11 protein-coding genes and 2 pseudogenes are annotated in these 14467 nt (G+C 70.2%); 6 read left to right on the top strand and 7 right to left on the bottom strand.

The genetic code is table 11. The features are described from left to right. Positions 1–37: 37 nt before the first annotated feature. Entirely contained in the window at positions 38–379 is a 342-nt protein-coding gene (locus tag ABH925_RS16900) for a hypothetical protein (protein ID WP_370148708.1), read from the top strand. Between the two features lie 15 nt (positions 380–394). On the opposite strand, the gene ABH925_RS16895 is transcribed toward ABH925_RS16900, so the two are convergent. Continuing rightward, complete coding sequence (locus ABH925_RS16895; RefSeq protein ID WP_370148706.1) at positions 395–1249, bottom strand: TrmB family transcriptional regulator; 855 nt, start codon at positions 1247–1249, stop codon at positions 395–397. A 100-nt stretch (positions 1250–1349) separates the two neighbouring features. Here ABH925_RS16895 and ABH925_RS16890 point away from each other — a divergent pair. Beyond that, positions 1350–2030: pseudogene (locus ABH925_RS16890) on the top strand (YidC/Oxa1 family membrane protein insertase); the annotation flags it as partial. 38 nt (positions 2031–2068) lie between these two features. On the opposite strand, the gene ABH925_RS16885 reads toward ABH925_RS16890, so the two are convergent. Further along, positions 2069–4195: a beta-propeller fold lactonase family protein gene (locus ABH925_RS16885; RefSeq protein WP_370148704.1), complete on the bottom strand. Its 2127-nt coding sequence runs from the start codon at positions 4193–4195 to the stop codon at positions 2069–2071. 393 nt (positions 4196–4588) lie between these two features. Between ABH925_RS16885 and ABH925_RS16880 the strand changes: the two genes are divergently transcribed. Continuing rightward, complete coding sequence (locus tag ABH925_RS16880; protein WP_370148702.1) at positions 4589–6190, top strand: MDR family MFS transporter; 1602 nt, start codon at positions 4589–4591, stop codon at positions 6188–6190. 45 nt (positions 6191–6235) lie between these two features. Here the strand turns inward: ABH925_RS16880 and rho are convergent. Continuing rightward, positions 6236–7363: pseudogene (gene rho, locus ABH925_RS16875) on the bottom strand (transcription termination factor Rho); the annotation flags it as partial. Between the two features lie 693 nt (positions 7364–8056). Next, complete coding sequence (locus ABH925_RS16870) at positions 8057–8626, bottom strand: TetR/AcrR family transcriptional regulator (protein WP_370148700.1); 570 nt, start codon at positions 8624–8626, stop codon at positions 8057–8059. Between the two features lie 71 nt (positions 8627–8697). Between ABH925_RS16870 and ABH925_RS16865 the strand changes: the two genes are divergently transcribed. After that, on the top strand, positions 8698–9189 hold the full coding sequence (locus ABH925_RS16865) for an FBP domain-containing protein (RefSeq protein ID WP_370148698.1): 492 nt from the start codon (positions 8698–8700) through the stop codon (positions 9187–9189). A gap of 126 nt (positions 9190–9315) precedes the next feature. Beyond that, the gene (locus ABH925_RS16860; protein ID WP_370148696.1) at positions 9316–11073 is read left to right on the top strand and encodes an amidohydrolase; all 1758 of its coding nucleotides are present in this window, start codon (positions 9316–9318) and stop codon (positions 11071–11073) included. A gap of 164 nt (positions 11074–11237) precedes the next feature. Here the strand turns inward: ABH925_RS16860 and ABH925_RS16855 are convergent, their stop codons facing one another. Together ABH925_RS16855 and ABH925_RS16850 are read right to left on the bottom strand one after the other, a co-directional pair. Next, a complete protein-coding gene (locus ABH925_RS16855) occupies positions 11238–12185 on the bottom strand; it encodes a hypothetical protein (RefSeq protein ID WP_370148694.1) in 948 nt (315 codons plus the stop codon). 50 nt (positions 12186–12235) lie between these two features. Continuing rightward, the gene (locus ABH925_RS16850; protein WP_370148691.1) at positions 12236–12838 is read right to left on the bottom strand and encodes an RNA polymerase sigma factor; all 603 of its coding nucleotides are present in this window, start codon (positions 12836–12838) and stop codon (positions 12236–12238) included. A gap of 185 nt (positions 12839–13023) precedes the next feature. Between ABH925_RS16850 and ABH925_RS16845 the strand changes: the two genes are divergently transcribed. Further along, positions 13024–13443, top strand: a complete 420-nt coding sequence (locus tag ABH925_RS16845) for a winged helix-turn-helix transcriptional regulator (protein WP_370148689.1) — start codon at positions 13024–13026, stop codon at positions 13441–13443. Between the two features lie 199 nt (positions 13444–13642). Here the strand turns inward: ABH925_RS16845 and map are convergent, their stop codons facing one another. Then, entirely contained in the window at positions 13643–14410 is a 768-nt protein-coding gene (gene map / locus ABH925_RS16840) for a type I methionyl aminopeptidase (RefSeq protein ID WP_370148687.1), read from the bottom strand. Between the last annotated feature and the right edge of the window lie 57 nt (positions 14411–14467).

Below are 14467 nucleotides of genomic sequence, written 5' to 3'. Positions count from 1 at the left end.
CATAGGGCCAGTTCTCAAGACTCACCGGGAGCCTTCCGTGACTTCTCGACGCACCCGCAGCGTGTACGCCGGGGCCGCTGTTCTGTCGCTGGCCCTGACGGGATGCAGCAGCGGTGACTCCGCCAGCGGGACCATCACGTTCGGCACCCTCACGGGTGCGAGCGTGACCGTCGCGAACCCGAAGACCGGGACCTGTCACCACCTCGGGACGCCGGGCGTCCTCTCCGTCATCAACCAGACCGGGGCCGACATCCTGATGTTTCGGGGCACCGACTGCGGCAACGCGGACGGCTCGGCGGGAATCTACGTACCGACCGACACCTCGGCCCTGGCCGTGGCCAAGTTCGGCCTGTGGCGGAGCTACCGAACCTTCGTCTGACCGACCTCGTCGTACTCACCCGGTCCCGTCTCCGCCCCGGGCTCGGGCTCGGACGCGGGCGGGCATTCCCTCGACGACCTCGCACAGGGGGGTCGCCTGTTCCCACAGAGACTCGAACGACCGCTCCAGTCCGGCGACCACCTGAGGGTGCTCGATCAGGAGCACGGCCGTGCCGGCGAAGTTCTCCTGGGCGTGCGGCACAGGCATCAGGGCGCTGCGGCCGTCGGTGAGGATCATCCTGGTGGGGACGCTGTGGGTGACCCGGGCGTCCTCTCCGGCGGCGGCGAAGTGGCGGGCGGCGGTCAGCAGGTCCGGGTCCCGGAGGATGTCGCTGTGGTAGATGCAGCGCACGGTGCCGCCCGCGTCGGTGAGCTGCTCGACGCGCCGGATCCACGAGGGGTCCGAGATGCCCTGGAAGGGCGGGCGGGCGGTGGCCAGCACCGAGTGCCGCACGGCGTCCCGCCACTGGCCGACTTCGGCCAGGGCGAACTGCCCGGCGACCGAGGGAGCCGGCGAAAGCGTCTGGTGCTCCTGGCATGCCGTACGCCAGGCGGGTCGCAGTTGCGCCGCGACCTGCGCGGCCGCCCTTCTGCTGACGTCGATGCGGGCGTTGGCCAGATGAGTCATCGCGCGTTTGGGATCCAGGGCGTCGAACCGGGCGGGGCGGGACCGGTCCCGAACGATCAGCTCTTTGCCGGCCAGGCTCTCCAGGACGTCGTAGACCCGCTGCCTCGGGATGCGCGCGGCAGCGGCGACCTCGGCTGCGGTCATCGCACGGCGATTGGCCAGGGCGATGTACGCACGTGCCTCGTACATCGGCAGGCCCAGGGTGAGTAGTGGGTCCACGAGGGCGAACGATGGACTTGTCATGTCCTATACATATCATTCCTGGCACACGGCTACAGAGCCCCGCCCTCGATAGTGACGCAAAACCACCACTTCACGCCATCCCGGACAGAGGTCCCTCGTCATGTCCGAGATCGTGGAGTTCTCACCGCGGGCGGGGCGGGAACCGGTAGCCTGCGGAGGACAGTCCCGGCGAGGGACGCGGCGGGAGGACCACGAGGAGGGGCAGGATGCGACGGTGGCCGCGATCGTCCTGTTCACCCTGCTCGTGCGCCTTGTCCTGCATCCCCTGGTCCGGGTCCAGGTCCGCGGCGAAATGGCCCGCGTCCGGCTCGCCCCGCAGCTCAAGGAGCTGTCCCGGCGCCACGCCAAGGACCCGGCCGGGCTGCGCACCGCCCAGGCCGACCTCTACCGCCGCGAGAACGCGTCCCCCCTCGCGGGCTGCCTGCCCGCGTTGGTGCAGTGGCCCTTCTTCGCGGTGATGTACCGCCTCTTCTCGCTGACCTCGCTGGGTGGACACGCCAACACCCTGCTGGCGTCCACCCTTGCCGGGGTTCCCCTGGGCAGCCGTCTGCTCGGCTCCGCGCCTGCCCAACTGCCGGTCTTCCTGGCCCTGTTCGCTCTGCTCACCGCCGTGTCCCTCGCCTCCTTCCGCCGGGCCCGGCGCACCCTCGACCCGACCGTTCCCGCCGCCTCGCTCGCCCCCTACCTCTCCTTCGGGACGGTGCTCTTCGCCGCTTTCGTCCCGCTGGCGGCCGGGTGCTACCTGCTCACGACCACCACCTGGACGTTCGTGGAACGGGCGCTGCTGATGCGCCGACCGGCATCCCCGGCTCCCCCGGGTCAGGAACCGGTGAGCTGGCCCGGGAGGGTGACGGCGTCGGGGTCGTTGCCGACCTGGATCGTCTCGGTCACGGCGCCGGTGGCCGTGTCGATCACCGAGACGCTGTGGCTGCCGAAGTCGGTGACATAGAGCTGCCGGCCGTTGTGGGTGATGGCGATCGCCCGCGGCTGCGCCCCGACGGCGATCCGCGCCGTGACCCTGCGGGTCCGGACGTCGAAGACCCAGACCGAATTCGTGGCGCTCTGGGCGATGTAGAGGTGCCGCCCGTCCGGGCTGACCGCTATGCCGCCCTGCGCCCCGCCGGTGGAGACGGTGCGCGTCCACTCGACGTTGTGCGTCGTGGTGTTCCGGGCCACCAGTCTGGTCACGGCCTCGGTGGCCCCGGTGCCGTTCCCCGCGATCCGGATCCGGCTCTGGTAGACCGCGTAGAGCGTGGTGCCGTGCGGGCCGACCACGAGCCCGGTCGTCGGGCCCTCCGAGCCGGAGAGCATGGTCGCGGTGTCCGTGGCCGTGTCGATGCGCATGATGCACCAGCTGGTCGAGGAGTTGCCCACGTACAGGGTCGAGCCGTCGGCCGACAACGCCATCGCCCCCGGGGAGTTGCAGAGCGAGGGAACGGTCGCGGCGACCGCGTCCGTGGCGGTGTCGATCACGGTCACCGACTTGTGGTCCCGGTTCGTGACGTAGACGCGCCTTCCGTCCGGACTGGCCAGGATGCCCTGCGGTACCGAACCCACCTGGATCACCCTGGTCACGGCGCCCGAACGGAGGTCGACCACGGCGACAGCGCTGCCCAGCCGGTCGGCCACATAGGCCTTGCCGCCGTCCGGGGAGATCGCCACGCCCTCGACGATCCCGACGGCGGCCGGCAGGTCGGTGACGGCCCCGGTCGCGGTGTCGATCGCGGAGACCGTCTCGAAGGGTTGCGGCGGCCGGTAGGTCGCGTTGACCGTAAAGGCATGCGCGCTGTCACCGGAGAACGCGAGCTGCACGGGCTTGCCGCTGACCTGCAACGTCGAGGTGACGGCGTTGGTCACGGTGCTGATCGCGATGACGTTCTGCTGACCGGGGAGCTGCCTGATCGCATAGATGAGCCGACCGTTCGGCGACAGGGTGATGCTGTTCGCGGCGAGGCCCAGCGGGATCGTCGCCGTGACCGACCGGGTCCGGGTGTCGAACACGAGGATGCTGGTTCCCTCGAACAGGAACGCCGTCCGTCCGTCCGAGGACACCTGGATCTGCTGCGGTCCCACCGCCCCGCCCAGGCCGAGGATGTGCACCGTCTGCGTCCTGAGGTTGAACTCGGTGAGGCCCTTGCGGACCTCGGAGGCGATGTAGAGCGCGGATCCGTCGGGTGCGAGGACCAGACCGACCGGCATCGCGCCGTTCATGCCGATCGTCCGGGTCACCGTACCGGTGGCGGTGTCGACGATCGAGACCGAACGGCGGCCCGCGTTGGCGACGAACAGCTGCCGACTGTCGCGGGTGACCGCCATCGCTGACGGGACGTCAAGACCGGTGACCGTACCGGTGATCGTGTCCGTGGCGGTGTCGATCACGGCAACCGAGCCGCCGACCCGGCTCAGCGCGTAGGCCTTCAGGCCGTCGGGCCGGAACTCGACCGTGGTCGGCACCGAACTGTCGCCGATCGTCGCGACCAGCCGGCGAGTCGCGACATCGATGACCCCGATACCCGCCCGCTCGGTGACGTAGGCCTGCCGCCCGTCCGGAGAGAAGGCGACCGAGGTCGGCCCGCCGCCCACATGGACGGTGGCGACCACCGTGCCACCTGCGGCGTCGACCACGGAGACGTCGCTGCCCTCCTCGTCGGCGATGTAGATCTGCCTGCCGTCCGGGCTGGTCGTCTCCCCCACGGGATCGTGGCCGACCCCGTGCTCGACACCTGCGGGCAGCGTCCCGACCACCGCGCCGGAGGCGGGGTCGATGACCGCGAGCCGGTTGGCGCGCATCTCGCCCACGAGGATCGGCGAGCTGCGGGCGGTGCCGGACGACGCGAGGGACGAGCCCGCGGTGCCGGCCAGGGATGTGAGCACGGTCAGTGCGACCGCCGCGAGCTGCAGGGCCCGGCGCGGCGCGGCGTTTCCGATCGAGCGGATCACGAGCACGGCCTCTCTCGTGCGCTGACGCGTCCAGGCCCTCCGACAGGGCCTGGCACGGTTCCTCGCTGTCGGTGGCAGTCCACCGGGACGGTAACGGCGGGAACCGCACACGGCAATGCATTGGCGTGTGCGCATCAATAGCGGCGGACAGTCAATGACAAGTCGTCAGGAAAATTGCCACAGTGCAGGGCGTCGACGGTGCAGGGCGGGCAGTGCGGGGCGGCCACGGTGCAGGGCGCCCACCGCGGGAACCCGCGGCGGCGGGGCAGCTCATCGCGACCAACGCGTGCTGAACGGTTAGCTTGGTTGTATGGCGCATCGGCAAGGCGCCGGCTTCCTCCGCGCGTCCGACGTGAACCGCGCCCAGGCGGTCGACGGAACGGAGCCTGGAGGAACTCGATGGCTGAGAACGTTTCGGGCCCGGGCGCCGGCACCGCGGGCCGGGAGTCGTCGCCGACCCCGGTGGACCCACGCGCGGAGCACCGCAGGATACTGATCATCCTGTCGGCGCTGATGATGGGCATGTTCCTCGCGGCGCTGGACCAGACGATCGTCGCCACGGCCCTGCCGACCATCGCCGGGGACCTGCACGGGCTGAACCATCTGTCCTGGGTGGTGACCGCCTACCTGCTCACCTCCACGATCTCCACGCCGCTGTGGGGCAAGCTCGGCGACCAGTTCGGGCGCAAGGGGCTGTTCCAGGCCGCGATCGTGGTGTTCCTCGTCGGCTCCGCCCTGTCCGGCCTCTCGCGGAACATGGCCGAGCTGATCGCCTTCAGGGCGCTGCAGGGAGTCGGCGCCGGCGGCCTGATCGTCGGCGCCCAGGCCATCATCGGGGACGTGGTCAGCCCACGCCAGCGCGGTCGCTACATGGGCTACTTCGGAGCGGTCTTCGGCGCCTCGTCCGTGATCGGACCGCTCGCGGGCGGGTACCTCACCGAGCACCTGAGCTGGCGCTGGGTGTTCTACGTCAACCTGCCGCTCGGCGCACTGGCCGTCTTCGTCATCTCGGCGGTCCTGCGACTGCCGCGCACCCGGACCCACCACGTGATCGACTACGCGGGCGCCGCCCTGCTCGGCGCAGCGGTCACCGCGGTGATCCTGCTGACCACCTGGGGCGGTTCGACGTACGGCTGGGGTTCGACGCCGATTCTGGGGCTGGCGGCCGCGGCCGCGGTGCTGACCGGGCTGTTCGTGCTGGTCGAGAGGCGGGCCGCCGAGCCGGTTCTCCCCCTCGCGCTGTTCCGCAATCCGGTGTTCTCCGTGGCGAACGCGATCGGGTTCCTGATCGGCGCGGTCATGTTCGGCGTGATCATCTACATCCCGCTGTACCTGCAGACCGTGCACGGCGCGAGCCCTACCAGCTCGGGCCTGCAACTCCTCCCGCTGATCTGCGGCATGCTGATCACCTTCATCACCAGCGGTCGCCTGGTGACCGCGCGCGGGAGGTACAAGATCTTCCCGATCATCGGCACCGCCGTGATGACATTCGGGATCTACCTGCTGTCGCTGATGAACCCCTCCACCGGGCTGCCGGTCTCGGCGGCGTACATGTTCGTGGTCGGCTTCGGGATCGGCATGGTGATGCAGATCCTGGTCGTCGCGGTGCAGAACGCGGTGCCGCGCGAGCAGCTCGGTACGGCCACCTCCTCGACCACCTTCTTCCGCACCATCGGCGGCTCCTTCGGGGTCACCGTGCTCGGCGCGGTCTTCAACAACCGGCTGGCCGCCAACCTGCCCGTCTACCTTCCCCCGGCCGCGGTGCACCAGATCCACGGCAGCAACATCACGGCGAGTCCCGCACAGCTCGACGCACTGCCCGCTCCGATCCGGCACGGGTTCATCCTGGCGTTCAGCCAGTCGCTGCATGTGGTGTTCCTGGTCAGTGTGCCGATCGGGCTCACCGCGTTCGTTCTCAGCTGGTTCCTCAAGGAACTGCGGCTGAGAGAACACGCCTACGTCACCGCCGAGACCACCGCCCCACACCGGACACCGGGGTAGCACCACCCGGCTGCGGCATGCGTTCGCCATGCCGGCGTGCCGGCTTCAGTCCCTGACTGCGAGCGAGGTCCTGGCGATCTCGGCGAGGAACTCGGCGTTGCTCCTGCTCTGCTTCACCTTGTCCTGGAGCAGCTCGATCGCCTGCTGGCCGTCCAGGGCGTGCAGCACCCGGCGCAGCTTCCAGGTAACGGCCAGTTCCTGGGCCGAGAGGAGGAGTTCCTCCTTGCGGGTGCCCGACTGGTCGATGTCCACGGCGGGGTAGACGCGCCTGTCGGCGAGCTTGCGGTCCAGACGCAGTTCCATGTTTCCGGTGCCCTTGAACTCCTCGAAGATCACGTCGTCCATGCGCGAGCCGGTGTCGACCAGCGCGGTGGCGATGATGGTCAGCGAGCCGCCGTTCTCGATGTTGCGCGCGGCACCGAAGAACTTCTTCGGCGGGTAGAGCGCGGTCGAGTCGACACCACCGGACAGGATGCGTCCGGAGGTCGGCGCCGCCAGGTTGTAGGCACGGCCCAGGCGGGTGATCGAGTCCAGCAGCACGACCACGTCGTGGCCCAGCTCGACCAGCCGCTTGGCACGCTCGATGGCGAGCTCGGCGACGGTGGTGTGGTCCTCGGCCGGACGGTCGAAGGTCGAGGAGATGACCTCGCCCTTCACCGAACGGGTCATGTCGGTGACCTCTTCCGGACGCTCGTCCACCAGGACGACCATCAGGTGGCACTCGGGGTTGTTGTGCGTGATCGCGTTGGCGATCGCCTGCATGATCATCGTCTTGCCGGTCTTCGGCTGGGCGACGATCAGACCACGCTGACCCTTGCCGATCGGCGCCACCAGGTCGATGATCCGGGTCGTCAGCACACCCGGATCGGTCTCCAGACGCAGCCGCTCCTGCGGGTACAGCGGGGTCAGCCGGTTGAACTCCGGACGGTTGCGGCCCGAGTCCGGCTCGCTGCCGTTCACCGAGTCCAGACGCACCAGCGCGTTGAACTTCTCACGCCGCTCGCCGTCCTTCGGTTGCCGCACCGCGCCGGTGATCGCGTCACCCTTACGCAGACCGTTCTTGCGAACCTGAGCCGGCGTCACATAAGCGTCGTCCGGTCCCGGCAGATAACCCGACGTGCGTACGAACGCGTGGTTGCCCTGGATGTCCAGGATGCCGGTGATGGCGATCAGCGCCGTGTCATGGCGACTGCTCGCGGTTGCGGGCTGTTTGCCCGACGGCCCGTCCGCCTGGACTTCCGGCAGGGCCTGGCTGGGGATGGTGGTCTGGTGGGGTTCGGCGAGCACCATGGCGTTCAGCCCGGTGCTCGTGGGACGGCGCTTCGGTGCGCGGGCCACGTTCGTCTCCGACGCATGAGCGCTCAGGCGAGCGCTCGTCGGTTTGGTGGCAGTACTCACGAATGTTCCTTCTCTGGAAGGGAGTTGGGATTGGAGGACACACGGGGGGAGAATCACCTCTCCCCCGCCGAAGGCGCGACGGAACAGCGCCCGCATGCTCCTGCGCTGCGACTTGTCCGTGCAGCGCGCGTGACTCAACGCGCACGGCCTCTGTCCGCGACCGCGCAGACGACCTGTGGGGTACGGCACCGCCACTCGGGCAATTGCTCGGGCGTTTACCCGGATTTACTGGCTCCTGGCAGGAAAGACGTCTGCCATGACGCTCACACTGCGGCGCATTGAGGCTTCGCAGTAGGCGAGGACTATGTGTCCACCGGAACCCTACCAAGACATCATCCGGCTGCCAAGCAGCACCGGAAGTCCCGGCTCCCCGGCGATCGCCGCTGCCGCAGGGCAGATCAACTGCGCAGCAGGGAGGATGAGTTGACTCCCGGGGGGCCTTGGCGACCAGCGGCGGGTGCACCTCGGTCAGGCGGGCGGCCAGTTCCGCAGCAGGGCGTCGAGGGCGTCCAGGGTCCGCGACCAGGTCTCCTGAGTGTCGGGGGCGCTGTGGCTGAACCCCCCTCCCATCTCCAGGGTCACGTAGCCGTGGAAGACGCTGCCCAGCAGCCGGACCGCGTGGGTCTGATCCGGCTCCGTCAGGTCGTAGCCGCGCAGGATCGCCCGTGTCATCCGGGCGTGCCTGACACCGGCGCCGGCGGCCGCCGTCTCGGGGTCGAGTCTGACCTGGGCTGCGGCGTAGCGGCCGGGGTGTTCGTGGGCGTAGTCGCGGTAGACGTTGGCGAGGGCGGTCAGTGCGTCCTTGCCGGCCCGGCCGGCCACGGCGTCGGCGGCCCGGTCCGCGAGTTCCTCCAGCGCGAGCAGGGCGATCCCGGTCTTGAGGTCCTGGGAGTTCTTCAGGTGCGCGTACAGGCTCGCGACCTGGACCTCGAACTGCCTGGCCAGCGCCGAGAGGGTCACCTGGTCGAAGCCGACCCGGTCGGCCAGTTCCGCACCCGCCCGGATGAGGCGATCCCTGGTCAGTCCTGCGCGCGCCATGATCCTCCTCCCGCTCGACTGAGGCAACAATACATTTGCCTCATACCTTTAGGAAAACTAGCCTCCCCTGTATGAAACCGCTGACAGAGCAAGAGATCCGTGCCGCGTTCGTGAACTGCACCAAGGGCCAGGCGAAGCGCCTGTCCGTCCCGCGTGACCTGGCCGAACAGCCCTGGGAGGACCTGGACTTCCTCGGCTGGCGAGACCCTCAGGCCCCGGACCGCGCCTACCTGGTCACCGCACTGGACGGCAGTCCCACGGCTCTCGCGCTGCGCTCCCCCAGTTCCTCCGTCCGGCACATGCGGCGCAGCCTGTGCTCGATATGCCTGACCGCGCACACCGGCGGCGTCTCGTTGATGGTCGCGCCGAAGGCGGGGAAGGCCGGACAGCAGGGCAACTCGGTCGGCACCTACCTGTGCAGCGACCTCGCCTGCTCGCTGTACGTGCGGGGCAAGAAGGACGCGGGCGCCGGCGCACGGCTCCAGGAGTCGCTCACCCTGGACGAGAAGATCCAGCGCACCGTGGGGAACATCGCCGCGTTCATCGCCAAGGTGACCGCCTGACCCCACCGCTCCGGATGAGGCGGCGCTGCCGTCCGTGTACGGACTGGAGTCCCGGGGTACCCACTGGGAGCACGGCCCGTCGGCGGGCCGCTCACGCAGCACCTACGCCACCACAAGGGGAGTCCCATGAGTGACCAGGCCGCAGTGACGGGCGAGGCCGATGTCATCTTCTTCGGCGGTGACATCGTGACGGTGGCGGCGGGACCGGCCGAACGCGAGCCGGAGTCGGTGGCGGTCAAGGACGGCCTCATCGTCTACGTCGGTGACCACCCGGGCGCGATCCGTCTGTGGCGCGGGCCGCGGACCGTGTTACGCAACCTGCGCGGCCGGACACTTCTGCCGGGCTTCATCGACGCTCACGGGCACCTCGGCGGTATCGGGCTCCAAGCCACCTACGCCAACCTCCTTGCCGAACCGGACGGCGACGTCACCGACATCGGCTCACTCCAGGACAAGCTGCAGGCCTGGGCCCAGACAGCGGTGGGAGCGGACTCGGGCTGGATCGTCGGGTTCGGCTACGACGACGCCATGCTCGCCGAGGGCCGCCACCCCACCCGGGCCGACCTGGACGAAGTGTCCACCGAACGGCCGGTGCTGGCCATCCACCAGTCCTTCCACCTGGGGGCGGTGAACAGCCGCGGACTGAAGGAACTGGGCTACAGCGCCGCTACCAAGAACCCGGACGGCGGCGTCATCCGGCGGCTGCCCGATGTCATCGCCCCGCCCTACGGCGAACCCGACGGCGTCCTGGAGGAGTCCGCCTTCAGTCCCGCCTCGGACCGGGCGATCGCGGGTCTGCCCGAGGCGGTGCTGAACACGCTGTTCATCCGGGGCGCCAGGACGGCCGCGAGCTTCGGCTTCACCACGGTGCAGGAAGGCGGCTGCACTCTGGCCAATCTCCAGGCCCTGCGGGACACCGCGGCGGCCTCGCCCTTCGAGATCGATGTCGTGGCCTACGCCCGGGCCGACGCGGCGACGGCCTCACCGGAGCAGGATCCCGTCGGGGCCAGTGGGGCCTATGTGAACGGCGTGCGTGCCGCCGGGGTGAAGCTGTTCCTGGACGGCTCCCCCCAGGGCCGGACCGCGTGGCTCACCCAGCCCTATCTCACGCCGCCGGAGGGCATGCCCGAGGACTACTGCGGCTACCCCGCGATCGACGATGACAAGGTCGTTGTCGCGCAGGTGAGCACGGCCTTCGCCAGAGGCTGGCAGGTCCTGGCGCACGTCAACGGGGACGCGTCGATCGACCAGTTCATCGCCGCCGTGGAGGAGGCCACGGCCGTGGCCGGCCGCGCCGACCGGCGGACCGTGGCCGTGCACGCCCAGACCGCCCGCCGGGACCAGATCGACGCCTTCGCACGGCTCGGCGTCATCCCGTCCTTCTTCTCCATGCACACGTTCTACTGGGGCGACTGGTACCGGAAGGTCGTCCTCGGCCCCGAGCGCGCCGAGAACATCTCGCCGGCACGCTGGGCGCTGGACCAGGGCCTGATCTACACCTCGCACCACGACGCCCCCGTGGCGCTGCCCAACTCGATCGCGATCCTGGCCGGCCAGGTCACCCGCCGCACCCGCACGGACCATGCCGTCCTCGGACCGGAGCAACGAGTCTCGGCCCTGGACGCGGTGAAGTCCATCACGATCAACGCCGCCCACCAGTACTTCGAACAGGACCGCAAGGGCAGCATCGAGCCCGGCAAGCTCGCCGACCTGGTGATCCTTTCCGCCAACCCGCTCACCGTCCCGCCGGAGGACATCAGGATCCTCACCGTGATGGAGACCATCAAGGAGGGAACCGCTGTCTTCCCCGCCCACAGCGCCGCCGATCCCACCTCATCCGCCTCCGTCGCGCCGGCCGACTTCCCGTCGCACTGCGGTTGCTGACCGATCGTCATCCATGATCGCAACCCGGCGACCCGACACACGACGTCTACAGCGACAGACCGCCGTGGTGGCAGGCTCTCCTCGATGAGGGAAACGTCAGACCCGGGGTCAGCCCTGAAGGACCGACCCCGGGACCGGGACTGACGAATGGAATTGACGGCTGGTCAGCCGATGGTCATGGCCGGGCCGGTCGAGAGGTAGGTCGTGTCCGACCTGCCGTCGGCCTGCCACCAGACGGTCGCCAGGAGGGTGCTGGTCTTCGGGTCGATGATCAGGGCTTCCGCGCCCCAGGCGCCCGGGTAGATGACCTCGGTGCCGCTGCGGCCGATGCTGTCCCTGACGGTACCGACGACCTTGACGCCGGGCAGCCGGCCCAGGGCCTGGAAAAGCCCGGCGCGCAGCTGTGGGCCGGCCGGTGATCCTCCGAGGATGGTGCCGGCCTGGTCGAAGGCGCCGGAATGGTCCGACTGTCCGGCCTCCAGCATCCCGACCAGGGTCGCCGGGTCGGTGGGCAGGCGGTCCAGGCCGTCCCAGCCGACGAGCTTGCCGCCGACGCTCCATGCGGCGGCGCTGCCCTTCTTGTAGACGTGACCGTTGGACTCGATCATGTACCCCGACCGGGAGGCGTAGACCGTCGCGGTCGAGGAGAGCGGCCGCTGCGACGGTCCCGTCTTGACGTTCTTGTACTGCACCCTCCAGTACGGGGCGGCGGAGGCCGGCTGGGCGTCCGCGACCTGGGCGACGCCGTCGAGGAACGCGGTGGCCCCGTTGTCGGCGGTGTGCTGTGGCGCGGCTGTGCTCGTGCCGGTGGGTGTCGCGGTCGTGCTCGTGGCGACGACAAGTCCCGCTGCGACGGCGGCCATTGCGAACACGGCCGCGATCCGTCGGCCGGAGATGAGGCGTCGTGCGGCCACCGGAGTGCCCACGACGAGGTCGTCCCGCGTCGGCCGCGGCTGGTCGTTCGTCCGCTGACGCGCGCTCTCCTGGTCGGCCGCCGCGCGGACGGCCGCCATGGCGGCGTCGAGGACCTGCGTGGACGGCGGTGCGACGCGGCCCGCGGCCTGCAGCGCGTCGGCTCCGGGGAAGTCGAGGTAGGTCTGGTCTTCGGTCACGGGGGTTCGGGTCCCTTCCTGGGTGGACACGTGGTGGGGATGCCGGGGCTTCAAGCGAGGTCGCCTGTCGTCGCGGCCATGTACTGCGGCGGCTCGGGTGTCGGTGTGAGGCGTTCGCGCAGGCGGCCGCGGGCGCGGCGCAGGCGGGTGCGGGCCGTCGCCGCGGGAATGCCCACGACGGCCGCCGCCTCGCTGGGCGTCAGCTGCTCCCAGGCCACGAGCAGCATCAACTCCCGCTCGTCGGGCGGAAGCCCGGCCAGCGCATGCCGCAACTGCGGGGCCAGCGCGCCTGCGTCGAGCCGCTGGTCCACGGCCTCCCAGGGGTCGCTGTCGAGCGGCGCGGGGGCGCCGGCCACGTCCCGCCCGGCCTTCCTCAGGTGCGCGGCCAGGACGTTGCGGGCGACGCCGAACAACCAGCCCCTGGCGGACCCGCGCGCAGCGTCGAAAGTGCGCCTGGTGGCGAACGCCTGCAGCCACGCCTCGGCCAGCAGGTCGTCGGCCGCACCGGGCCTGCGCCGGACGAAGTACCCGTGCAGGGCCGGCGAGTGCCGTCGTACCAGCGCGGCGAACGCCGCCGAGTCAGCCGCCGACCGGGTGAGCTGGGCATCACTGTCCCCGTCGGCGTCGCCGGTCATCCTGTGATCCGGTTCCACGAAGTCTCCGTCTCCGACCGCCCGACGGCGGTCCCACCCAGTACTTGTCGAAAACCACGGAGGGCGTTCTCGGGTCGCACGGCCCTTCCCGGACCGATCGGCACGCCGGCCACCGGTCCACGGGGGGCGAACGCAGCCGCCGGGGGATGGTTACCATCGAGGGAATCCACTTCCCGATGGGAAGCATGCTGCTGAGGAGCGCCTTCGTGACCACCGACTGCCAGACCGGGCAGCACGCCCACCACGACGTCTACGCGGCCCAGTGCCCCTGCCGCGCCATGCTGGACCTGCTGGCCAACAAGTGGTCGGCCCTGGCCATCGGAGCCCTGGAAGGCGGCCCGCAGCGCTTCGGCGCCCTGCAGCGACTCCTCCAGGGCGTCAGCCCCAAGGTGCTGACCCAGACGCTGCGACGCCTGGAGGACGTGGGACTCGTCGACCGCACCGTCTACCCCGTGGTGCCCCTGCATGTGGAGTACGCCCTGACCGCCCTGGGCCACAGCGCAGCCGTGCCGCTGCACCTGCTGCGGAGCTGGGTCGAGGAGAACATCGACAACGTCACCGGCGTGCCGGCCCACCAGGAGGCGGAGCCGGCGGTTGCGAGATAGCCGCCGACCCGCTCAACCATGGTGGGTACGTCGGCCCCGTCGGGCTCCCCTCGTGCGGGTCGGCACGATCCCCCGTCAGGCGCTGGTGACCGCTGCGCAGGTGAGCGCGAAGTTGCGGGTCATCCGGGCCTGGTGGCTGCGGATGTCACGCTCCCGGACGGCCCGGTGGCCGCGCCACAGCGCTGCGCGGAATGCGAGGTCACGGCAGCGTGAGGATGCGGGGGCCGTCCTGGGTGATGGCGACGGTGTGTTCGATGTGGGCGGCGCGGCTGCCGTCGATCGTGCGGAGGGTCCAGCCGTCGGGGTCGGTGCGGTAGTCGTTGCGTCCTCCGGCCATCAGCATGGGTTCGATGGCGAGGGTGAGGCCGTGGCGCAGGGGGAAGCCGCGGCCGGGTCGTCCGTGGTTGGAGACGTGGGGGTCTTCGTGCATCTGGCGGCCGATGCCATGGCCGCCGAAGTCGGCCGGCATGCCGCAGTCAGCGCTGCGGGCGACGGTGCCGATGGCGTGGGAGATGTCTCCGATGCGGTGGCCCACCGTCGCGGCGGCGATACCGGCGTCCAGCGCCTGCTGGGTGGCGGCGATGAGTTCCAGGTCGGCGGGACGGGCGGTGCCGACGGTGAAGCTGATCGCGGCGTCGCCGGTCCAGCCGTCGAGCTCGGCTCCGCAGTCGATGCTGACCAGGTCGCCGTCGCGAAGGCGGTAGTCGTCGGGGATGCCGTGCACCAGCGCGTCGTTGACGGAGGCGCAGATCACCGCCGGGAAGGGCGTGGGGGCGAAGGAGGGCTGGTAGCCCAGGAACGGGGAGCGCGCCCCGGCCCTGTTCAGGACGGTGCGCGCGGCTTCGTCGAGCTCGCGCAGGCGAACCCCCACGGCTGCCGCCTCCCGTGCGGCCGCGAGGGCGTGGGCCACGACGCGTCCGGCTTCACGCATCGCCTCCAGCGCCGTGTCGGTCTTGATCTCCACCATGTGTCGCCACTCCCCGCCATGCGGTGCTACCCAATACTTATACCGGTATTAGTATCA

This window comes from Streptacidiphilus sp. EB129 (genome assembly GCF_041262645.1).
Taxonomy (GTDB): domain Bacteria; phylum Actinomycetota; class Actinomycetes; order Streptomycetales; family Streptomycetaceae; genus Streptacidiphilus.
Note: the sequence above shows the minus strand (reverse complement) of the source record. Positions and strands in the feature narration are given on the sequence as shown.